Consider the following 19,864-nt stretch of genomic DNA (forward strand, 5'->3'; position numbering starts at 1 on the left):
CCTTCCAGGATGGGCACGGTTTTCATTGCGTCGGGCTCTTCCTTCAGCACAATTAAGTCCGATTGGTAGCTCCCTGTCTAGGTACAAGCTACCGGACTATCAGACATTACAAGAAACTGAGATTTTAGGGGAGATTGACTTAGACTCCAGAGGCTAGAGCGGACCCACATGAAGGCTCGGCAATGGAGCTAGATCCTTTGATCGGCATCCATCTTGACGCGGTCGATACCTCCGACCCATCCTTTCCGGCCGCCCATTTGCTTCTCGGCGGACTGGATAGGTTGTACGGCCTTGCTCGTTACGGTTCGGCTTGACAGCTTGAACGAAAGCGTGACCGATGGCTCGGCCGTCGATAGCTCGCTACCAAGCGTCGAATCGGATCAGGACAGTCGAGCGGACCGGCGGACTCCGGGCTAACGTGGAGATCAGACTCAATTGGCAGCAACTCTATTGGCAAGGCTCAGTAATTTTTGCGGAGATTGACGGCGCTGAGGGAAAATGAGCGGCGACTGGAACCGATCTCTGGTTGACGCGTTTCAAATTCTCATCAACTGAAGCGAGACACATGATTCAGCGCAATCATATCAGCGCACGCCCGAGTTTCGACCTCCATGCCGGCGATGCAAATCTCCGCCGACGGCTTCAATCGTTGTATGGACCTGAAAATTCCGGTCACGATCCCTTCGCCGATCTTCTCTCACGAATCGATCGTGTCGAGGATCGGGGCAGAGAAACTGGTTTAGAAATCGATACGGCAGACTTGCCGGAGCTTTCGTGAATTCTGGCCGCGCCTCACAGTTGCTATCCGGTCAGACGCCGGGGAAGTCCATGCGAGGCGCGCGGAACCCGTAGGTTCCGAAGACAACGGTGCGACCCGCAACTCGTTCCAGTGCCTCCGAAACTAAAGCTCACGTTACACCATGCTTATCTCGGAACTTCGTTTTGCAACTCCATCTTCAATGCGTTGAAGGAGTTGATGTGACGACAGGCGCAGTGAATGGTTCAATTCCGGTGCGCTTGTGGGCACGTTGATCCCCGTCGACGAAGCTGTGGCGTTCTGTCGAGGGGAACCATCGATGATCATAGAAGTTAGGGTCCGCTGCAATGCTCAGCCAGTTGCGCAGCCGCCGTAAGGTGGAAGGCTCGTTTCTCAAGCCGAGACGAGCCTTTAACGTTCGTCCTCTTAAGGTCAGCCTCCAATGATTTGCCTGTATGACCAAGCAAAAGAAAGCCCCGCTTGAGGGCGGGGCGAGTCGCGAGAGTGACATAGCTGGGATAGGAACATGCCAGCGCACCGTGAACGCGGCTGCGCCTGTGTTGGTTCCCCAAAAGTTTCTAGATCGAATCGCGCCAGAATTGGCTAACGAACCGCAACCCAAACTGCGTCAGGGCGATGATAAGAACGAGGACGCCCAAAACGTACGGAATTCCCGTCAGGCTGTAGAGGATGGCGATTTTCACTGCGATCGTGCCGGCGACCGCGCCAATCACGAGGCTGGCCGCGCTAGGTATCTCGGGCTGTCCATCCATGACCATGGCCGTGTGTTGCGAGTGTCATGAGAATGCGCGCATTCATTTAATTAGACGTTTCAAATGTAGCGCTAAGGCGATCCAAGCTGTCGTTTTTGGTGGCACGACCGTGAAATCCGGGGATCTATTCCCATATCAGTTGGATGGAGTACCTTGTGTCCGCGCGTGAACGTGAAGTCCTCGTCTTGATGTGTGACGGGAAGAGCGCGCAAGAAATCGCCGACATTCTCGGGATTTCGGTTCACACCGTGCGAACGCATATCGACAGGTTGAAGGAGACCTTTTCCGTCTACAAGGATACGGCGCTCGTAGCCGCGGCACTGCGAGCAGGGATCGTCTACTAAGGAGCGGGTGTGGGGTTGCGTGACGTCGCATTCACATGCCGACACTCAAGCGACTATCGCGCACCTCCTGCAGCGGGACCGTCATCCACTTTTCCTGCGACCTTTCAGGTCGGCTTCAACGCTCTTCTTCAACGCATCCATGATGTTGATGACATTGGACGGCTTCTCCGACTTGTCCTTTTTGCTGTCGGTCTTCCGAGTGGGTTTCAACCCTTTCTTCTTCGAGGCGATAAGCTTCAGCAGACTTTCCTGTATTGGATCAGTCACTATCGACGGCGACCATTTCTCCATCCGCGGCTTAATCATCTTCTTGATGACCTCGACGGTCTTAGGGTCGGCTTTCTTCTCAATTTCCTGGAAGTATTCTTTCTCAGGACGGACCTCGTCGCCAAAACGGAGTGTCCAGACAACAATGCCCTTGCCGCGAGGCTCCAGCACGACGGCGCGTTCTCGCCTGCCGATGACAACCCTGGAGATACCGAGGACGTCGTCGGCTTCCATGGCATCCCGGATCACCGCAAACGCCTCATTCCCGATCTTGTCGTTTGGCATCAGATAGTGCGGCGTCTCAAGATACACCCACTCGATGCTTTCACGGGGAACGAACTTCTCGATATCGATTGTGCGAACCGTCTCCAGCTCGACTGATTCCAACTCCTCATCGGTGAGCAAAACATAATCGTTCTCGCCGCGTTCGTACCCCTTCGCCTCGTTCTCCTCCTTGACGGACTTTCCGGTCACCGAATCCACGTATTGTGCCACGACACGGTTTCCGGTCTGTTTGTTGAGCGTATGGAAACGGACCTTCTCGCTATCGGAAGTCGCGGGGCTCATGGCGACAGGGCAGGTGACCAGCGAAAGTTTGAGATAGCCTCTCCAGTAGGGGCGACGCGGGGCCATGGGTGATCTTCCTCCTAGCTGGCTTTCTTCTGTGGGGTTTTGCCGTTCGATTTGTCCGCGACCGCCTTTTTGGACCTCCGGGCGTTGGCGTTGGCAGCCTTCTTAGGCTTGGCTTTTCCCATGCCGGCGCTTTCGCGAAATGCCTTGAGAAGATCGTTTGGCTTTGAAACCTTGACGGGCTTCGGCTTGGGAAGCGTCTTGCCCTCGGCCTTTGCCTTCACCAGGTCTGCGAGCGCTTTCTCATATCGGTCCTCGAACTGGGCAGGGTCGAAATCGCCCTTCTTGGTGCCGATGATGTGTTTGGCGAGATCAAGCATTTCACCGTCGACCTTGATCGACGGCATCTCTTTGAATGCCTCTTCAGAGGAACGGACCTCGTAATCGAAATTGAGGGTGGTGGCGATGAGGCCCCGTCCGTGGGCTCGTATCAAAACAGTCCGCATCCGACGGAACAGAACAGTCCTCGCGATTGCCGTGACGCTCGCTTCCTTGAGCGCTTCACGAAGTCCGGCGAACACATCCTCAGAGACATCATCCGTAGGCACGAGATAATAGGGCTTGTCAAAATAGACATCGTCAATGTCGGAGCAGGGCAGAAAGGCTTCAATTTCCAGCATCTTGTCAGAATCCGGAATTACAGCCGTCACTTCTTCCGGGTCGATCATGATGTACTGGTCGTCTCCGACGTCGAAACCCTTGACCTGTTCGTCACGCTCGACAGTTTCTTCGGTTTCGCTGTCGATGAACTCCCGGCGGACCCGGTTACCCGTGGCCGCGTTCACGGTATGGAAGGTGATGCGATCCGACGTGGAAGCCGCCGTATAGAGACCGACACCACAGCTGAGCTCGCCGATCTTGATGTGACCCTTCCACTGAGCGCGATGAGCGGCCATGTCGTAACTCCCTCTGGAACCTTTTGCTCAACTCCCTGTTCATGCTTTCGTTCCTAGCCATGATCGAGGGGAAGAAATGTCGCGGCATCAAGAAGACCATGTCGAAGCTGGCAGAAGCGGTCCGATCCTGTTGAACGCGGTCGTGACCTGGTTTCGCGTCCACCAAGTTGCGTTCGACCACAAGGTGGCCGACGCTCTCTGTACAGCCGCTATCGCGCTGTACACCCTTGGTTTTGACGAACGGCAGATCACCGATCATTTGATCCAGAACTACAATGGACCGATGGCGACGAAGGCAACCGCTCCGTCATCGTCGGCATACCACTGAACGAAAGAGCGTGGTGGTCGCAAGTGCACTGTACGGCAACGGACGTAGCAAACAATCGTCGGAACATCGTCGTTTGACCGGCATTACCCTTGCGAGATCGCGACCGTGTCAATCGGACGTGACGGGGATGGTGAACATGGGAATTTTTCCGATTTCTTCCTATGGCCAACGAAACGGCAGTCGAGCGCCCCACCCGTCCGGCGCGATTTCATCCTAACCAAACGCGTCCGAAGAGAACTTGGACATGCGCCTCTGGCGCGTAAGAAAGTGTGATTTCCATGGACGAACACGTATCGAAACGGCGACAGGCGAGTTCACAGCAGGCGCGTATCGACGCCCGAGAACAAACGGATCGCATTGCAATGCAGACACTGGAAGAGGAGCGGCGGCTCCGCGCCGTCAAGACCAAAAGACTGAGGCAGGCGAGGGAGGCGTTGGTCGAACGCGAGACCGCTCCCGACGATCTCTGATTAAAGGTGCAGCTGTCGCAGCCCTGCACAAGACGCTGGCTGCACGGGTCCACCGATGCGGCAATATAACAGGAGAAATTCACATGCAGTTGCTCAATACGAATGTTGCCAAAACCACCGAAGGAACCCTGACTGTCGAATTTCACGGTGAGGGAAATGAGATGATCTCTGTCCGTATGGCTTCCGACGCGGCTGGAGGTGAGAGCGCGGCGATATTGCGCGCGAAAGAGATGATGGTACAGGTCGCATCATTTGGTGGGGACAATCTTTCGCCGAGTGTACCAGGCGAAGGGGTCAGTATCGACGACACGCTGGCAGGCGAGCTCGATGACCGGACTGAGGTGGTCTAAGTGCAGCTCGGTTTGACCTGATGCGCTGTAGAGCCTGCGTGGTGAGCCTGTCGGTTTTTTCGTGAAAATTGGCAGTAAAATCCCGGACCCCGGGTTTGAAGCGTCGCGGAATATCCGCACGCTTTGTGCAGCCATCTCGCCGAAGCAATGCGACCCACTGGACATCCAAGGGTCGAGACGAGAAGATTACAGCCAGATCAGGACTTGATGAATTTTCGTATCCGATTGGTGAGGGCGTTTTACTGATCAAAGATCTGATCACAGCCGTACTTCGAATTCGGCGACGGACGACATCGGCTGGGTAAAGTCTTCCTGACGCTTACTATAAAGCATCTTGTCGAACCCAAACGCTGACACTTCCTCCGTTGGTTGGGAAATCGGCGCGACCGCTGTCATCAGTTGTTATCTCGCCTTCACGATGACCCAGAAAGTCAACAAAGGAGGTGCTCGAATGGCCTAGGCCAAGATCAACGGATATTTGTCCTTCCCCGCCATTGGACATAACAACCACGCAACCCGGCTTGCGCTCGGTTCCGTGACGGACGAAACCGATCACACGCGCGTCGTCGAAATGTTCACTCTGCGGGCCATTGCCGAACCGCTTGCGCGCTTCTATCAGCTTGGACAAGCAGGTGATTGCCGGCATGTTCACCGTCTGCTGGCTGCCGTCTACGGCCTTGTCACTGTATTCCGCGCCATACAGATCCGGATAGAAAACGCAGGGCGTGCCGTGTTCGCGCAAAAGGATCAAGGCGTAGGCAAGGGGCTTGAACCAGGGCTCGACTGTCGCTTCCAGCGATTGCAGGGGCTGTGTGTCGTGATTATCGACGAGAGTGACGGCGTGGTCTGGAATTGAAGACACGAGCGATCCATCGAAGATAGTCCGCATGTCGAATTCTCCACCGGCCTTTGAGGCATCATGGAATCGGTGGTGGAGCGCAACGTCGAAAAGCATCAGTTGCTTGTCGACGAGTTCCAGATAGTTTGTAAGCGTCGTCATATCGGGGTGCCAGTATTCGGCGACGACGAATAGATCGGTCCCGACCGCGTCGCGCATATGGCCGACCCAATCCTTAAAAAACCACGCCGGGATGTGTTTCGCCGCATCCAGGCGAAATCCTGCAACAGGCACCTGCTCGGAAAACCAGCGCCCCCAATATTTCAGTTCTTCGTAGACCGCGTTATTACGGAACTCAACATCGGCTCCCATCAGGTAGTCGAAATTGCCGAGCTCGTCATCGACCTCATCGTTCCACTGGCCTTCGCCATATTCGTTCATAAGCCGGAAGACGCCGGCCTCATCTGGCTGCTCAATCACGTCGACGCCGCTGAAGCACTGCTTGTCCCAGATGAATTCGGAGTACTTGCCAGCTCTGCCGGGGAAAGTGAACCGGGTGTAGGCGAGGGCCTTCAGGTCGTCGTCCTCGATCTGCGTTCGATCTTCGGAGTTCACGCGTCGCACGACCACGCTTTCCTTTTCGTCCGCTCCCATTTTGTGGTTCAGCACGACATCATGGATCGGCCGCAAGCCATGGTCGACAAGAGCCCTGCAAGCGTTCTCAAAGGCTGCCTTGACACCATATTTGGTGGTCACGCTGCCCTTCTGGTCAAATTCCCCGAGGTCGAAAAGATCGTAGGTGTCATATCCGACCGATGAAGCGCCAGACGCGCCTTTATAGGCGGGCGGCAACCACACGTCGGTGATTCCGATCTGTGAGAGGTAAGGAGCCTTTTCAGCTACCTCTTTCCAGAGGTGCCCATCTCCTGGAGAGTACCAATGAAAGAATTGGAAGAGGGTACGTTTGCTCATCAGGTTCCTGAAAATGGATGTTGCGACACCAGGCCGACTATCGGCTGTCTCGGGGGAGGCGGCTGTTTATCAGCAGCTCGTGAAGCGTGGCGAATTGCCCGAAAAGGGCCACAAGATCGCGTCTTTGCTTTTCGTCCAGATTGTACCGGTCAGCAAAATCGTCGACTCGAAAAACCTGTCGGGCTCCGCTCTTTATCATTGATTTTGTTTGAAAATGGTTGCTCACATGAAGGCCCTCGCTAATCGCGCGGGAAGAATGCCCATCGTGAACATTTGTTCCAGGCTGCACGCGATAAATAGCAGATGGGTCGAATGGAGCCGCTTTGGCCTGACGGCTAGTTGACGCTATGGAATAGAGTGACCTTTGTGAACGTCCCTCTTGAGAGGTCTGTCATGGCTGGACCGCGCAGTCGAGGTCATCGGGAAGCCATTGTCCGACGAGCGAATTCTTAAGAGTTTGGCGAAGGCCGATATGCACGGCGAGTTGTCATCAAAGGGGTGCGGCTCAAGTGGGCCGCACCGACCATCACGCGACCACCCTTAGTTCAAGCTTCCACATGTTGCCTGCGGCCGCAGTGGACTCGTGGATTGCGATACCGTTTCCATCAACATCCATCTGCATCGTCGCAACGAGCCAGTCGGGCGGCATGATGCATGGCAGGTCTTCGGCGACCAAGACATCTATAAGTTCGGCCTCCGTGGAAACACCGCCACGGGTTTGCCGGTCGTTTCGGTCCAACGTCCAGAGGTATCTCTGCATCATCATGTTCAGTCCACATATGAGTCGAGCGAGCTGACTAGTTGGGGGACGACGTGAAGTGAAGAACAAGTGCGTAGCGGATTGACCGATTGGCCGGCTTTCTCATTCCTCGTTCAGAAATTCATAGACCGAAGCATTGTCCTGTTTCTCACGCAGGCCTTTGTACGACGCATGTCGAAGATGTCCGTCTGTGGTCCACCCCCTGAAGTCAATTTCTGCAATCAGTGTCGGCTGAGAGAAAACCAGTCGTTTTCCTTGCATTGGGACCGCCGGGCTCTTTGTTGCCAGCTTGTCGAGCATCCGCTTCAGATCGATGGCATCACGCTCTTTGAACCCTGTCCCGACGGAGCCAACGTACTTCCATTCATTCCCGTGGCGCGCCGCTAAGAGGAGGCTGCCAATTCCACCGCGCGCAACGCTGCTTTGCTCATACCCGACGACGATGAAGCTTTCGCTCTGGACACATTTGATCTTGAGCCAATCGCCAGTTCGCCCAGATCGGTATTTGCTCTCCCGGTTCTTGGCAATGATGCCTTCCAGGCCGTGTGAGCGGGCCGTTTCGAGGAGCTTGTCGCCATCACCATCGACCTCTTCAGAGAGCTGTATTGCACCCGTCGCGCCGTCGAGGAAATCCGTGAGCAAGTGACGACGAACCGACAGCTCGGTGTTTGTCAGCAGGTGACCGTCAAAGTATAGAAGGTCGAAGGCGAAGAAGACCGCTTCCGTCGAGACCCGTTTACCGCCCCGACCGCCGAGCGATCGCTGCAATGCGCTGAAGTCCGAGCGACCCCGGTTGTCGAGCACGACGGCCTCGCCATCCAGTATCGCCGACCCGACACCCAAGTCTCTTGCCGCCTCGGCGATCGTGGGAAATCGAGACGTCCAGTCATGGCCACCGCGCGTCAGAATGCGAATGCCGTTAGGCTCGATATGGACCGCTACCCTGTAGCCATCGAATTTGACCTCGAACGTCCAGTCAGAGCCGCTGGGTGCCTTCGACCGAAGCAAGGCGAGGGCTGGCTCGATTCGATCGGGGATCGCATCGAATGGCAAATTTGGTTGAGCAGGGTCTCGCGTTTTCCGGGGAGCCGACTTTGCAATTTGGTCGTCTCGCAACAATGGTTTGGATCGACTACGCATAAGATCGGGCCCTTATCGAAAGATCGGGATTGCCTCTTCAATTCTTGACTCAATCGTTTCGCAACCGATTCGTTCCTCTTCGGGAATTCGGCGTCCAAGGAAAGTCATGACTGGCGTATTGGCTTATGGGACGGGTGCGTTAAATTGGGAATGGGCTTGATGACTGATCCTCTTCGTCATCCTGTCCGCTCCTATGCTCATTCCTGAGCATCACCTTTAGCGCCACCTCCACGGCGCTATTTTTTTGCCTGGATTTCTTGACGCGCCGCGAAGCGCCGCTAGTTCCATAGAGGAACGTATCCAGCTTTAACCCAAGCACGCAACGTTCACCGCTGACCTCCCTTAGATCAGCAAAGGAAAACCCTCGCAGTGGCTGTGAGGGTTTTTCTGCGTTTATCGAAATGGAAGGCCGCCTCTCAAGCCTGTCTAGCGTGAGACGAACTGCTAAATCACGTTTCGGGCGGATGCGGGTTTGAACCGCTCGGCATTGTCGTCTGGACATCTGTGACCTGGACGATCCAGGCCTCGGGCGCGATCTGTCCTCGCCGCAGTTGCCGACGTGACCACCGGGTCTACATCAGGGCCGACTAGCGATCGGGACCCTCAAGCAACCTTGCTGGCGAACGTCTCTGCAATTTCAGTAGCTTCCAACCTGGCAGACGTCTTATAAGGGTAGTGTTTCCAGCACCAGTAGTTTTGCTGCGCACCTTTGCCAAAACCGAACCCTGCCCAATCCCCGCATTCGCACTTGGGGGCGGGGAGAACAGGTGAACGCTCGAGCGTTGGGCGGTCTATGTCACTCATTTGGCAAGCTCTGTCTGGAGGAGAGGGCAAGATTACTTGTTCCCTTTTTGTTCCGATTGCTTTAGAATGTCAACTCTTTTGATAAGGATCACAGGGACCAACGTTCATGGCCAAACGCTTGACGCAAACGACCATAGATCGTGGATGGCCATATCAGGTTGCCATCCTAGCCGTCCATTCTGAAGGGAGCCTTGCGGATGAGCAGGCTCTTTACTGCAATCGGTTACTCCGTTGCAGTATGATCAACTCAATCACCTTCGAGGGACAAACCTACAAGGTGAATTGCTTCGCGACGCGAGCGGGAGCGGAAGCGTTCATTTCGAAGTTCGGCGGGGAATGGTTTGACCCGCGAGATCGAGGGCGGGGCGTGAATGCTGACATGTGGCTGAAAGGATCTAGCTCGCGGTCGCGAGGTGAAAGGCCATGATGACCAAGCCTTCACCGTCGCCGGCTCCTAGACCATATTTGAGGAGCTTCACTGCGGTCATCAATGTTGGCGGTTTTCTTGCGGAGATACCGCGGGCGCGAAGCCGATTGCCGACCTGAACCGGATGCGCCATGAAAAGGGTGATGTCCATGCAGTCAGTGCCAGAAAAAAGGGCCAGCTGAAGACGATCGGAACATAGAGACTACGAATTGCGACGATGGCAACGCAAAAGGCCCACCGGGTAGCATTGCGGTGGGCCCTCCGACATCAACAGAAGCTTACGCTTTGTCGACAACCTTCTTGACTGCTTCTTTGGCTTCGCCCTTAGCCTGTTGCGCATCGCCCTTGGCTTCCTGCGCAATGCCCTTGGCCTGCATCTCACGGTCGTCGGTGGCTTTGCCTACGCCCTGACGGGCTTTGCCCGCGAATTCGTTTGCCTTACCGGAAACCTTGTCAGCTGTGCTGCCCATCGAATTTCTCCTTTTAGAAACTGAATTGTTTCAATGAGATATCAACGGCGGTCGTACCAGATCGTTCCAGGCCCGGACACTCGCTGCCGGCTTACGACGTCCAATCATGCTGCATCCATAACCGGCTCGATCTTCAGGAGCTCGTCGGGCAGGGGCCGTTGCAGCGCCTTTGCCTTCTCCCAGGGAGCTGTCAGCCAGGTTTCAACATCCTCCTTGGCTGTCAGGATGACCGGCATTGCCTTCTGATGGATTGAAGCGACGACCCCATTCGGCTCGGTGGTCAAGAAGGCGAATAGATCGATGGTCACCAGACCATCCTTGACCTTGCGAACGCTGGTCCAGTCCTTGACCCATAGACCGGCAAAGAAAATCAGTGGATCGTCACCCGTACTGGCGAACCACGCATTCGGTGTCCGGCCTCCCTCGATCTTGCTTGCCGGGTCAGGCTCGGCGAACCGGGTGGATGGGACCACACAACGGTTCTGCACGCCGAGCCATCGCTTCCAGTGCTGGCTGGATGTATTTCGAATGTTGGTCGCGCCGCCGTCAGGCTCCATCTTGAGCAGTTCGTTGAAGTCGAAGGTCTTGCCCTTGGCCCGGAGCTTGTCGGCCCGCTTGCCGGCTGCATCAAGGAGAGCCTTGCTGGAGGAAGGCAGGCCCCAGCGCACCATCGCCAGCTAACGCCGATCTTCGTTGTTCCTGACGATTGGGGCAAAGCGGTCCGGGAACACATCGATGGACTGCTCCATGTTGCCAATGATGTCGTGTGTTATTGCCACAAAGTATCGAATGGCTTGCTGGTTGGTCGTGATGTTGTAGGCGTTGCACATGGATTACCCCCTCCATCGTCGTCCGAAAGGGCGAGCACTTCCTTTCGATGTTCAAGCCTGTCGATCTCGGCCGTCAGCATGCCGTCGTACCTGTCTTCGTAAATCCTCTAAGGGTAAAGCCATGGCAGCCGCAGAAAAGATTTCCGAAACCCCTCCAGAACCTGGCGAGCCATCGCGTGGCACGGAGGACACCTCCGCGCCATGATCGAAACGTTGATTGCGGATCGTCAGCACCTGCGCGATCAGCTGGACACGGCGACGAGATGAATGAGTAGAGGAATGACCCGGGGCTGGCAGCCCAACCCTGAACGTTAGTCGTCATATTCAACGGCTCGGTGGGAAGGTGGTCAGACGCCGCGCTTGTTCCCCCACAGGAGGACATGCAGCTGCGGCAGTACCCTCGCTTCGAACCAACGATCCTCGGTGACCTTGCCGACCAGCCAGTGCATTCGGTCCATCACGCCATCGATGTCGACGACAGCCTCTTCTTCTGTCGGGGGCGGTGGGGTGTGGTTTCCTGGTTGGAGAAAGATGGGGTAGGCGGGAAACCGATTGGCGACGCCGCGAGCAAACGCGTAGTCGGCATCGTCGAACACCACCATCTTGATCACGGTCTGCGGACGGTCCGCCGCCAAGCTGAGGCAAGACGAGAAAGCCTCCCAGTCGGGGTCCATTCCGCTGGAGGGCGGCTTGGGGCTCAGAACGAGTGCATCAAGCCGTCCGAACCAGGCTTTTGGGATACTGCCCTGCGTTTCCAAGGCGAACCGGTAGCCTCGCTCATGTCCGAGGTCGATGAGCGGTCCAAGAGGCTGGATGGCGGGATTGCCGCCCGAGAGCGAAATCGTCAGAGGTATTCCGCCCGCGAGATCGTCGACCTCTGCCAGAACGTCAGCTGCGGACATCGGACGCCAATCGTGCCGGAACTCGCTGTCCACGGCATGAAGGCTGTCGCACCAACTACATCGGTAGTCGCAGCCGCCAGTCCGAACGAACACGGTGGGCAGTCCGATCAGAGCCCCTTCGCCCTGGATGGTTGGCCCGAAGATTTCGCTTACTCGGATATCGGCGGTCACGGGCGATACTCCGCCCAGGTCTTTGGCGTCTCGCTGACCCTGACCGAGGAAGTCTCCGGAAAGCGCTCCCTGCACCATTCGAAGAAGTGTCTGGCCAGGAATTCAGACGTCACCTTTTCATGCCCGAAGACATCGTTGAGATGCCTGTGATCTAAAGTGTCGTCGATATGGCGCTTCAAGACCGAGAGGTCGCTGTAGTCCCGGACAAAGCCGTCGGCGTCGAGCTCGGCAGCAGCAAGCTCGACAACCACAATATAGTTATGGCCATGGAGCCTGGAGCACTGGTGATCAGAGGGCAGGTGGCTCAGCTGATGCGACGCCGAGAAATGAAATTCCTTGGTGATCCGGTACATCAACGCACCTCTTCCGCCGAACAGCGCGACACGGCTTCGGACCAGAAGTTCGGGTCCTCGTAATCCGTGGGATCGGTGTGCCCGGCGAGGTGGAACGCCTCGCGCCGCTCGACACAGGTGCCGCAGCGGCCACAGTGGCGTTCGCCCCCTTTGTAGCAGGACCAGGTCTCGGCAAAGGGAGTGCTGTGATTTGCCCCATCAACGACGATAGCAGCCTTCGAGAGGTTGACGTATGGGGCGAGTAGACTGACGTCTGCGTATCCATCCAGCGCGCGCGCCTGCATAGTTTGAAATGCGTCGATGAAACCGGGCCGGCAGTCGGGGTAGATGAAATGGTCTCCGCCGTGGACGGCCACTGCGACAGCGTCAGCCTTTTGCGCGGCCGCAAGACCGAATGCGATCGAAAGCATGATGGCATTCCGGTTCGGGACGACCGTCGACTTCATGGTCTCTTCGGCGTAGTGGCCATCCGGCACCTCGACGTCATCAGTCAGTGCCGACCCCGTCAGGTGCGCGCCGATCGAACGGATGTCCAGGACGTGGTGTGGGACGCCGAGCCGCTCCGCGCAGCGAGCCGCGTACCCGATCTCCTTGTTGTGGCGCTGGCCATAATTGAATGAGATGAGGCCGATAAGTTGGTTTTCCGTTGCGACCCTATGTGCAAGCGAAACGGAGTCCAGTCCGCCGGAGCAGACGACGAGTACTTTCATGTTGTGATCCCTTGTTTTGATGAACCGGGTGGGCTGCGACCGGTTAGCGGAGCGCTTCTATTCGGAAAAAGCCATCGTGGGAAGGGGGAGCGTTGAGTCTTGGCGATCGGTTGGCCCGCTCTACCTGCTTCGCAGAGAAATGGAGAGAATTATGAAGGTCCAGAAATTCAGCCTCGCAGATGCGACCTTACCAAGTCACCCGGACAAGATGCGGATATTTTTGTGGGCAACCTCGTCGATGAGCGCCACGGCGGACCTATCACCGTTGGATACGGCCGCTACGCGCCCAACCAAACATTGACCGAAACGATGGCGGTTGACGATGTCATGATCGTCATCGAAGGGCGGCTCGCCGTTTCTACCGGGGCCGGCACAGTCACGGCCGGTCCAGGTGAGATTGTCTACATGCCCAAGGGGGAGGCCGTTACGATTACGACGGAAGGCGAGTGGGCTCTCACGGCGTATGTAACCTATCCGCATTAGGCCGAACATCACGAATAGAGCCGGCCAACATGAGGGCTTAATAATGAAACGGGTTCTTTTGATCGGCATCCATCCTGACGCGGTCGATACCTCCGATCCATCCCTGCCGGCTGGGCTTACCAATGAGAAAATTGCCGTGGGCATCAGGCTGACCCTCTCCGACATGCAGAGTAGGGGTTGGGACGCCGGCTTCTGCGCTCTACGGCCAGCGACGGCTCAGGCAGATGTCGAAGCCTCACTCGCCGAGCACTGGGATTGCGTGGTGATTGGCGGGGGTATCCGCATTCCACCGAGCAATCTTAAGTTATTTGAACTCGTCGTCAACACAGTCATCCGGGTTGCGCCGGGCACCGCCATCGCATTCAATACGTCGCCTGAAAACAGCGCCGACGCGGCCGAGCGATGGCTGAGGTGACTGGGACCAGTCGATGGCAGTCTGAAAAGCAAAAAAACGACTGTCGCCGACTAAAACCATTCGCTTCGTCAACGCCCATTGATACAGATGGCGCTTGTCAATCAGGGAGGATAGCGACATTACCAGCGTCAACAATGCAGATCATAATCCACGCCGCGTGACCGACATGGATGTCCTCATCGGAATGCGTCTTCGTGTCGCCCGAGTTTCCGCTGGATTGAGTCAAACGGTCGTCGCCGACCATCTGGGGATTACATTCCAACAGGTACAGAAATATGAACGTGGTGCAAACCGCATTGCGGCCACGACGCTCAACAAAGTCGCTGCCCTCTTCGGGGTTTCGATCCTTTATTTCTTGGAAGAAGAATCGGGGGAAGTTGCGTCCGCGGAGGTGCCGCTGCGGCCAAAGTCGACAGACTTGGCCATGACCAAACGGGGCCAACGGCTACTGAGATTTTTCGCGGCGTCGCCGGACAAGGTTCAGACCGCGGTCTTCAAGTTGCTTCAAGCCACTGGAGGCGACGAAGGAGAAAGCGACGACTGACTGGTGGATGGATTGATTTGTTACCGGAGAGGTCGAAGTTGGCCTCGCCGGGCGAAGTCGCCCAGATTGACAACATCCACCATCCTGTCGGCCTCCTCGGCTTCCAGCGTGTCCAATAATACACCGTGAAAATCGACCGGCCAGCCTGTGAATATGTCGATGATTGACCAGTACTAGTCGTCAGCGTTCTTGGAGACCTGGTATCGAAGATGGGGCATAGCTTGATGGTAGCGCGCGGACGGATGTAGGCAAGCCCCGGAGGCCACATCCATGGGATGCAGTCACTGCATGGTCTGATGGACCGCGGGGTCTCTCATGGCTACGTGTCTTGTAGACAGCGGGGCTTCTTCGCTTGCCCACACCAACATCGCCAGCGCGGCGATAGCCAGGTATCCCAGTTTGCTAGTTATGGCGCTCCGCGCAGCCTGAGCACGGGTGCAGCCGGTCCTAGTTATCGAGTTCATGTAATCGCGCTCGCTCCAGGTTCGTCCGGGGAAGCTACGCCTTTCTTTGAGTCGGTCCAATCCCCAGATGTGGGCTGGAGGGATATGGTCACGTGTGCCAGGTGAAATACGTGCGCGATCTCCGTCGGTTTGTATTCCTAGGTTCCAGAATTTCGAACATCTGGCAAGCTCCTGATTCTGCAGGAAACACAAAGTGCAGAGCCGTCAACGTTACTCAGTTTGAGACGATACTCCCTAAAAATCGGGCGCAAATTCCTTAGAAGTCGAATGATTGCTTGTTCGGGCAGCCGAACAGTTTTTCGCCGCCGCGCGACATATCGGACAACAAAGATGGTAGTTTCAGCGTGACCCAATGCTCGCTGTCGTCTGTGGGTCGGCAAGATCGTGGCCAAAAGGGTTTGCAGCCACTTGAAGGGTCAGGACAACGATCGCATCGGACAAAGAACCCAGACGGGATGCCATGCTGAACCTTGGATAGAGAAACGCGAACGCACTACCTATCGCGCCAGCGGACGATATCTTCCAAGTGTCAATCATTCGTAAAAAGCAGACAAGGTCGGCGGACGTTCAGTGGCTGCTTGACGCAAAAAGGGGTTGGCATCCTACTCGCCTGATTTCAGCCTCTGAGGTAACATCAGTCGACCCGCGGGAGGCTAGATGACCTTTAGACAGAAGCTGATGACGTTGGCCGTTGCCCCACTGATAGTCGTGACGATAGCCGTCACGATGTTCCTGACTTGGCAGTCCACGCGCCTCGCAAGATCGAACATCGAAGCGTTTCAACAAAGCATGCTGAGCTCAAAGCAAGCCGAGATCGCAAACCTGACAAACGTTGCCCTGTCCTCGATCAACTCGATCTACTCCAATGCCGCGCAGGATGACGTGGAAGCCAAGGTACGCGTATCGGAAATACTCATGTCTCTCGACTACGGCAAGGACGGCTATTTCTTTGTGTATGACTTCGATGGCAACAGCGTCGTCCATCCCCGACAGCTCTTCAGAAATGGCAAAAACTGGATGAGCCTCGTCGATCCCGATGGGGATCGGGTCATCAGCGAATTGATAAAGACAGCACGGGCCGGTGGCGGTTATCATCGATACAAGTGGCAACAACCATCGACGGGCGCGCTGTCCGACAAGATTTCGTATGTGGTCGCGTTGCCCAAATGGAATTGGATACTCGGAACGGGAGCTTACCTAGACGACGTGGCAGCACAGGCCAGAGCTGCCAACTTGGCGATCCAGGATCGAACCCGGCAAAGTTTCGTTCTTGTTGCCTTGTTCGCGTTGCCTGCTGTGTTCATCGTCTTCGCCACCTGCATTTTCGTGACTTTCGACCAGCGAAAGCTCGCAAACGCCGTGCAAAAGCAGCTGACGCAACGGGTGATCGAAACCCAGGAAAGAGAAAGGTCGAGGCTCGCCCGCGAGCTGCATGATGGCATTTCTCAGGAATTGCTGGGCGTCCGGTACGCGATGGAACTCGCAGGCAGGCGTGCTGGCGACGTTTCGCCCGAGCTGAACCGCGCGATCGAGGAAACCATCTCGACGCTCAATACCACCATCCGCGAGATCAGAAACATCTCCCATGACCTTCGGCCTCGAGTCCTTGATGACATCGGCCTCGTTGCCGCGATCAAAAACCTTTCCGAGAAGTTTTCTGCTCGTTCGGGAGTCGCGATCTCGGTGGATGCGGACGGCTTCGTCGATGATCTTGTTCCCGATGCGCGCACGGCACTGTTCAGGGTGACCCAGGAAGCATTGAGCAACGTCGAACGACACGCCGGCGCGAGCCGTGTGGCTCTCCGCTTGTGGAATGAGCGTGGAAGAACCCGCATGCAGATATCCGACGATGGGCGGGGCGTCGATTTCAGCCGAACCCCACAGGCGAGAGGGCTTGGAATGGAAAACATGCGTGAGCGGATAGGGCACTTCGGCGGCGTTCTGTTGATCGACGGAGACGCAAATGGGATGCGCCTGCTTCTTATGTTGCCTAGATCCGCCAGCCAGCCGGTCGCTGACAGCGGGGCAGCAGCGTGACTGGGCCAATATCGGTTATCCTGATCGACAACCACCCCGTTGTCGCCGAGGGCCTTCGCGGAGTGCTGAACACTTACTCCGGGATCGAGGTGGTTGGCGTGGCGTTCGAGGTTGAGACGGCCTTGCCCCTGGTTGCCGAGAAACGGCCGACCGTTGTTCTGCTGGACATCAACATGCCCGTGATCAGCGGGATTGACGCCATCTCAATGGTGAAGGCTCGCCACCATGCTGCCCATGTCGTGATGCTGTCGATGCACGACACCCGCGAGTACATCTCGTCGTCGATCCTCCGCGGAGCCTCCGGTTACGTCCTCAAGGACGTCCCAACGGCAGAGATCGTAGAGGCGATAGAAGCCGTTGCCCGTGGCGAGACCTACTTCTCGCCTGCTATTCGCGAAACCTTGCTTAGTCAGGGGAGAGAGGCGCAGCCGGAAAAGATCACCCAACGAGAACACGAGGTTGCCATTCTTATCGCAAGCGGCAAAAGCAACCGGGACATTTCAGGGGTGCTCGGAATTTCCGAGGCCACCGTCGAGACACATCGGAAAAACCTCAAGCGTAAACTCGGTGTCTCGTCCACGGCAGAATTGGTTCGTTTCGTCCTAGAACATCCCGAGCGCCTGGTTACGCTACCCAGTAGTGGGTAGACGCCGGGCAGAATGGCAGATCGGCCTCTTGCGATCTGACCGCTCCAAGGGCTAGCCCATGACATGCGCATGGGGGAGGACCTGTGCCTGGGGAGGAACTCGCGTTGCGTGCGGCCATAGGCCGATACGCTGACGATCGGTGCCTCTCCGGCCAAAGCTGATTTTGGGCCGGTTTTCGAGAGGATCGATGACGTGGACACGAAACCCACCAGTAAAGCAGCGCTCTGGCTGCTGGTAATTCCGTATATTGGGCTTCTATGGGTGCCCTTCTACAATTTCAGTGAGCCGTCGCTCTTCGGCTTTCCGTTCTTCTACTGGTACCAGCTCGCGTGGGTGCCGATCACTGCTTTCCTGATCTGGATCGCCTATCGGAGCGTGCGCCATGACGACTGAGATCGACACCACGGCGCTGGCCGTCTTCATCTTCTTCTTCATCCTGGTCACTGTCATGGGCTTCGTCGCAGCCCGTTGGCGCAAGCCCGAAACGCTTGCCCATATCGACGAATGGGGCCTTGGCGGCCGCTCGTTCGGCACCTGGATCACCTGGTTCCTGGTCGGCGGCGACTTCTACACGGCCTACACCGTGATCGCTGTGCCGGCGCTCGTTTACACGGTCGGTGCTTATGGCTTCTTCGCACTGCCTTACACGATCATCGTCTACCCCTTCGTCTTCATGGTCATGCCGGTTCTCTGGAAGCGTGCCAAGGACTTCGGCTATGTGACCGCAGGTGACGTCGTGCACGGCCAGTATGGCTCGCGAGGCCTTGAGCTTGCGGTCGCCGTCACTGGCGTTATCGCGACGATGCCTTACATCGCTCTTCAGCTCGTCGGCATGACCGCCGTCCTTAAGGCGCTTGGCCTTCACGGCGAGCTTCCGCTGGCGATCGCATTCATTGTGCTGGCGCTCTATACATATTCTGCAGGCCTGCGCGCTCCGGCGTTGATTGCTTTCGTCAAGGACATCATGATCTATATCGTGGTGATCGCGGCCGTTGCGCTCATTCCTTCGAAGCTCGGCGGCTATGCCAATGTTTTCGCTTCGGCGGACGCTGCCTTCCAGGCAAAGGGTTCCGGCAATTTGCTGCTCGGTGGCAACCAATATGTCGCCTACGCGACGCTGGCGCTAGGTTCCGCGCTCGCCGCCTTCATGTATCCCCACACGCTGACCGGCATCTTCGCCTCCAACAGTGGCAATACGATCCGAAAGAACGCCGTGCTGCTGCCCGCCTATACCCTGCTGCTCGGACTGTTGGCCCTGCTCGGTTATATGGGACACGCAGCCGGCCTCAAGCTTGACAGCGCCAATGATGTTGTCCCGGCTCTGTTCAAAACCCTCTTTTCGGGATGGTTCTCCGGTTTCGCCTTTGCGGCAATCGCCATCGGCGCGCTTGTACCGGCGGCTGTCATGAGTATCGGGGCGGCCAACCTCTTCACCCGCAATTTCTGGAAGGCCTACGTCAACCCCCATGTCAGCGATGCGGGGGAGGCGAAGGTCGCCAAGATTACCTCGTTGGTCGTCAAGATCGGCGCTCTGCTTGTCATCCTCTTCCTGCCGACGCAGTTCGCTCTCGACCTGCAGCTCCTCGGTGGCATCTGGATACTACAGACGCTCCCGGCGCTGGTCTTCGGCCTTTACACGAACTGGTTCCGTGCCCCGGCCTTGCTTGCAGGTTGGTTTGTCGGGTTCTTCGGGGGGACTTATCTGGTTTGGGACGCGGGGTGGAAGCCTCTCCACTTGGTCGCGATCGGGGACGTCAGCTTTACGATGTACACGGGCCTGCTCGCTCTTGCCGCCAATATCCTGATCGCCGTCGTTCTGAACCTTTTGACTGCCAAGCGTTCAGTCTCGACCGCGCACTGAAGTTTGGCGATTTCTGACAATGGTGAAGGCGCGCTGGTAAACGGCGTGCCTTCATCGCCACCGCTTCGCCCAGCATGCGCGGGTGTCTGCTAGCCCAGCATTCTGGATAGGGCCTTCGCTGCTATCTTGGACACTGTTCCGAGATGGTCGGCAACCGTGGCCCAGCGGCCTAAGGTCGGCAGAGGTTCGGTCTCCTCGTAAAACCGAACCTCCCCGTGGTC

The 19,864-nt window shown here is 56.8% G+C and carries 21 protein-coding genes and 2 pseudogenes; 11 read left to right on the forward strand and 12 right to left on the reverse strand.

Annotated elements, in window-relative coordinates; translation table 11 throughout:
- Positions 1 to 1,335 precede the first annotated feature (1,335 nt).
- Positions 1,336 to 1,530, reverse strand: a complete 195-nt coding sequence (locus tag AB4Z25_RS13390) for a hypothetical protein (RefSeq protein ID WP_442208205.1) — start codon at positions 1,528 to 1,530, stop codon at positions 1,336 to 1,338.
- A gap of 155 nt (positions 1,531 to 1,685) precedes the next feature.
- On the opposite strand from AB4Z25_RS13390, the gene AB4Z25_RS13395 reads away from it, so the two are divergent.
- A complete protein-coding gene (locus AB4Z25_RS13395) occupies positions 1,686 to 1,874 on the forward strand; it encodes a response regulator transcription factor (RefSeq protein WP_310295588.1) in 189 nt (62 codons plus the stop codon).
- Positions 1,875 to 1,955: 81 nt separating this feature from the next.
- On the opposite strand, the gene ku (AB4Z25_RS13400) is transcribed toward AB4Z25_RS13395, so the two are convergent.
- Together ku (AB4Z25_RS13400) and ku (AB4Z25_RS13405) are read right to left on the reverse strand one after the other, a co-directional pair.
- A complete protein-coding gene (gene ku, locus AB4Z25_RS13400) occupies positions 1,956 to 2,774 on the reverse strand; it encodes a non-homologous end joining protein Ku (RefSeq protein ID WP_442208206.1) in 819 nt (272 codons plus the stop codon).
- Between the two features lie 14 nt (positions 2,775 to 2,788).
- A complete protein-coding gene (gene ku / locus AB4Z25_RS13405; protein WP_442208207.1) occupies positions 2,789 to 3,667 on the reverse strand; it encodes a non-homologous end joining protein Ku in 879 nt (292 codons plus the stop codon).
- Positions 3,668 to 3,743: 76 nt separating this feature from the next.
- Here ku (AB4Z25_RS13405) and AB4Z25_RS13410 point away from each other — a divergent pair, with 76 nt between their 5' ends.
- Together AB4Z25_RS13410 and AB4Z25_RS13415 are read left to right on the forward strand one after the other, a co-directional pair.
- Complete coding sequence (locus AB4Z25_RS13410) at positions 3,744 to 3,995, forward strand: hypothetical protein (RefSeq protein ID WP_442208208.1); 252 nt, start codon at positions 3,744 to 3,746, stop codon at positions 3,993 to 3,995.
- 553 nt (positions 3,996 to 4,548) lie between these two features.
- On the forward strand, positions 4,549 to 4,815 hold the full coding sequence (locus AB4Z25_RS13415; protein WP_112517481.1) for a hypothetical protein: 267 nt from the start codon (positions 4,549 to 4,551) through the stop codon (positions 4,813 to 4,815).
- 322 nt (positions 4,816 to 5,137) lie between these two features.
- On the opposite strand, the gene amyA is transcribed toward AB4Z25_RS13415, so the two are convergent.
- On the reverse strand, positions 5,138 to 6,625 hold the full coding sequence (gene amyA / locus AB4Z25_RS13420) for an alpha-amylase (protein WP_442208209.1): 1,488 nt from the start codon (positions 6,623 to 6,625) through the stop codon (positions 5,138 to 5,140).
- A 13-nt stretch (positions 6,626 to 6,638) separates the two neighbouring features.
- Here amyA and AB4Z25_RS13425 point away from each other — a divergent pair, with 13 nt between their 5' ends.
- The gene (locus AB4Z25_RS13425) at positions 6,639 to 6,827 is read left to right on the forward strand and encodes a hypothetical protein (protein ID WP_162702850.1); all 189 of its coding nucleotides are present in this window, start codon (positions 6,639 to 6,641) and stop codon (positions 6,825 to 6,827) included.
- Between the two features lie 324 nt (positions 6,828 to 7,151).
- Here the strand turns inward: AB4Z25_RS13425 and AB4Z25_RS13430 are convergent, their stop codons facing one another.
- The 8 genes and pseudogenes from AB4Z25_RS13430 to queC all read right to left on the reverse strand — a co-directional run bounded on the left by AB4Z25_RS13430 (position 7,152) and on the right by queC (position 13,192).
- Positions 7,152 to 7,391, reverse strand: a complete 240-nt coding sequence (locus AB4Z25_RS13430) for a hypothetical protein (protein WP_442208210.1) — start codon at positions 7,389 to 7,391, stop codon at positions 7,152 to 7,154.
- A 96-nt stretch (positions 7,392 to 7,487) separates the two neighbouring features.
- On the reverse strand, positions 7,488 to 8,525 hold the full coding sequence (gene ligD, locus AB4Z25_RS13435) for a non-homologous end-joining DNA ligase (protein ID WP_112517484.1): 1,038 nt from the start codon (positions 8,523 to 8,525) through the stop codon (positions 7,488 to 7,490).
- A gap of 1,199 nt (positions 8,526 to 9,724) precedes the next feature.
- Positions 9,725 to 9,907 (reverse strand): hypothetical protein, encoded by a 183-nt coding sequence (locus AB4Z25_RS13440; RefSeq protein WP_442208211.1) that lies wholly within the window; start codon positions 9,905 to 9,907, stop codon positions 9,725 to 9,727.
- A 127-nt stretch (positions 9,908 to 10,034) separates the two neighbouring features.
- Entirely contained in the window at positions 10,035 to 10,226 is a 192-nt protein-coding gene (locus AB4Z25_RS13445; RefSeq protein WP_112517488.1) for a CsbD family protein, read from the reverse strand.
- A gap of 104 nt (positions 10,227 to 10,330) precedes the next feature.
- Positions 10,331 to 11,056, reverse strand: a pseudogene (locus tag AB4Z25_RS13450) (SOS response-associated peptidase).
- A 347-nt stretch (positions 11,057 to 11,403) separates the two neighbouring features.
- Positions 11,404 to 12,129 (reverse strand): 7-carboxy-7-deazaguanine synthase QueE, encoded by a 726-nt coding sequence (queE, locus tag AB4Z25_RS13455; RefSeq protein ID WP_112444298.1) that lies wholly within the window; start codon positions 12,127 to 12,129, stop codon positions 11,404 to 11,406.
- Positions 12,126 to 12,482, reverse strand: coding sequence for a 6-carboxytetrahydropterin synthase QueD (gene queD, locus AB4Z25_RS13460; RefSeq protein ID WP_112444297.1), 357 nt, complete (start codon positions 12,480 to 12,482; stop codon positions 12,126 to 12,128). Before queD ends, queE begins: the two co-directional genes overlap by 4 nt.
- Positions 12,482 to 13,192, reverse strand: coding sequence for a 7-cyano-7-deazaguanine synthase QueC (gene queC, locus AB4Z25_RS13465; protein WP_442208212.1), 711 nt, complete (start codon positions 13,190 to 13,192; stop codon positions 12,482 to 12,484). Before queC ends, queD begins: the two co-directional genes overlap by 1 nt.
- 151 nt (positions 13,193 to 13,343) lie before the next feature.
- Between queC and AB4Z25_RS13470 the strand changes: the two are divergent.
- The 7 genes and pseudogenes from AB4Z25_RS13470 to mctP all read left to right on the forward strand — a co-directional run bounded on the left by AB4Z25_RS13470 (position 13,344) and on the right by mctP (position 19,643).
- Positions 13,344 to 13,675 (forward strand): annotated as a pseudogene (locus AB4Z25_RS13470) (ethanolamine utilization protein).
- A gap of 43 nt (positions 13,676 to 13,718) precedes the next feature.
- Positions 13,719 to 14,090, forward strand: a complete 372-nt coding sequence (locus tag AB4Z25_RS13475; RefSeq protein ID WP_112389183.1) for a hypothetical protein — start codon at positions 13,719 to 13,721, stop codon at positions 14,088 to 14,090.
- A gap of 94 nt (positions 14,091 to 14,184) precedes the next feature.
- Positions 14,185 to 14,634 (forward strand): helix-turn-helix domain-containing protein, encoded by a 450-nt coding sequence (locus AB4Z25_RS13480; protein WP_442208213.1) that lies wholly within the window; start codon positions 14,185 to 14,187, stop codon positions 14,632 to 14,634.
- Positions 14,635 to 15,755: 1,121 nt separating this feature from the next.
- On the forward strand, positions 15,756 to 17,135 hold the full coding sequence (locus AB4Z25_RS13485; RefSeq protein ID WP_442208214.1) for a cache domain-containing protein: 1,380 nt from the start codon (positions 15,756 to 15,758) through the stop codon (positions 17,133 to 17,135).
- Positions 17,132 to 17,782: a response regulator gene (locus AB4Z25_RS13490; protein ID WP_442208215.1), complete on the forward strand. Its 651-nt coding sequence runs from the start codon at positions 17,132 to 17,134 to the stop codon at positions 17,780 to 17,782. The genes AB4Z25_RS13485 and AB4Z25_RS13490 overlap by 4 nt, the downstream gene beginning before the upstream one ends.
- Positions 17,783 to 17,974: 192 nt before the next feature.
- Complete coding sequence (locus AB4Z25_RS13495) at positions 17,975 to 18,175, forward strand: DUF3311 domain-containing protein (protein ID WP_112444283.1); 201 nt, start codon at positions 17,975 to 17,977, stop codon at positions 18,173 to 18,175.
- Positions 18,165 to 19,643, forward strand: a complete 1,479-nt coding sequence (mctP, locus tag AB4Z25_RS13500; RefSeq protein WP_442208216.1) for a monocarboxylate uptake permease MctP — start codon at positions 18,165 to 18,167, stop codon at positions 19,641 to 19,643. The genes AB4Z25_RS13495 and mctP overlap by 11 nt, the downstream gene beginning before the upstream one ends.
- The last annotated feature ends 221 nt before the right edge of the window (positions 19,644 to 19,864 follow it).

This window comes from Rhizobium sp. RAF36 (assembly GCF_052114105.1).
Lineage (GTDB): Bacteria > Pseudomonadota > Alphaproteobacteria > Rhizobiales > Rhizobiaceae > Rhizobium.

Excerpts from the sequence above, each read along its gene's own strand:
- AB4Z25_RS13475 (WP_112389183.1), top strand. The coding sequence starts at position 13,719 with ATGAAACGGGTTCTTTTGATCGGCATCCATCCTGACGCGGTCGATACC.
- mctP (WP_442208216.1), top strand. The coding sequence starts at position 18,165 with ATGACGACTGAGATCGACACCACGGCGCTGGCCGTCTTCATCTTCTTC.
- AB4Z25_RS13390 (WP_442208205.1), bottom strand. The coding sequence starts at position 1,530 with ATGGATGGACAGCCCGAGATACCTAGCGCGGCCAGCCTCGTGATTGGC.
- queC (WP_442208212.1), bottom strand. The coding sequence starts at position 13,192 with ATGAAAGTACTCGTCGTCTGCTCCGGCGGACTGGACTCCGTTTCGCTT.
- AB4Z25_RS13485 (WP_442208214.1), top strand. The coding sequence starts at position 15,756 with ATGACCTTTAGACAGAAGCTGATGACGTTGGCCGTTGCCCCACTGATA.
- AB4Z25_RS13425 (WP_162702850.1), top strand. The coding sequence starts at position 6,639 with ATGGATGTTGCGACACCAGGCCGACTATCGGCTGTCTCGGGGGAGGCG.
- AB4Z25_RS13410 (WP_442208208.1), top strand. The coding sequence starts at position 3,744 with ATGTCGCGGCATCAAGAAGACCATGTCGAAGCTGGCAGAAGCGGTCCG.
- AB4Z25_RS13445 (WP_112517488.1), bottom strand. The coding sequence starts at position 10,226 with ATGGGCAGCACAGCTGACAAGGTTTCCGGTAAGGCAAACGAATTCGCG.
- ku (WP_442208206.1), bottom strand. The coding sequence starts at position 2,774 with ATGGCCCCGCGTCGCCCCTACTGGAGAGGCTATCTCAAACTTTCGCTG.
- queD (WP_112444297.1), bottom strand. The coding sequence starts at position 12,482 with ATGTACCGGATCACCAAGGAATTTCATTTCTCGGCGTCGCATCAGCTG.
- amyA (WP_442208209.1), bottom strand. The coding sequence starts at position 6,625 with ATGAGCAAACGTACCCTCTTCCAATTCTTTCATTGGTACTCTCCAGGA.
- ligD (WP_112517484.1), bottom strand. The coding sequence starts at position 8,525 with ATGCGTAGTCGATCCAAACCATTGTTGCGAGACGACCAAATTGCAAAG.
- AB4Z25_RS13440 (WP_442208211.1), bottom strand. The coding sequence starts at position 9,907 with ATGGACATCACCCTTTTCATGGCGCATCCGGTTCAGGTCGGCAATCGG.
- ku (WP_442208207.1), bottom strand. The coding sequence starts at position 3,667 with ATGGCCGCTCATCGCGCTCAGTGGAAGGGTCACATCAAGATCGGCGAG.
- AB4Z25_RS13415 (WP_112517481.1), top strand. The coding sequence starts at position 4,549 with ATGCAGTTGCTCAATACGAATGTTGCCAAAACCACCGAAGGAACCCTG.
- AB4Z25_RS13430 (WP_442208210.1), bottom strand. The coding sequence starts at position 7,391 with ATGATGATGCAGAGATACCTCTGGACGTTGGACCGAAACGACCGGCAA.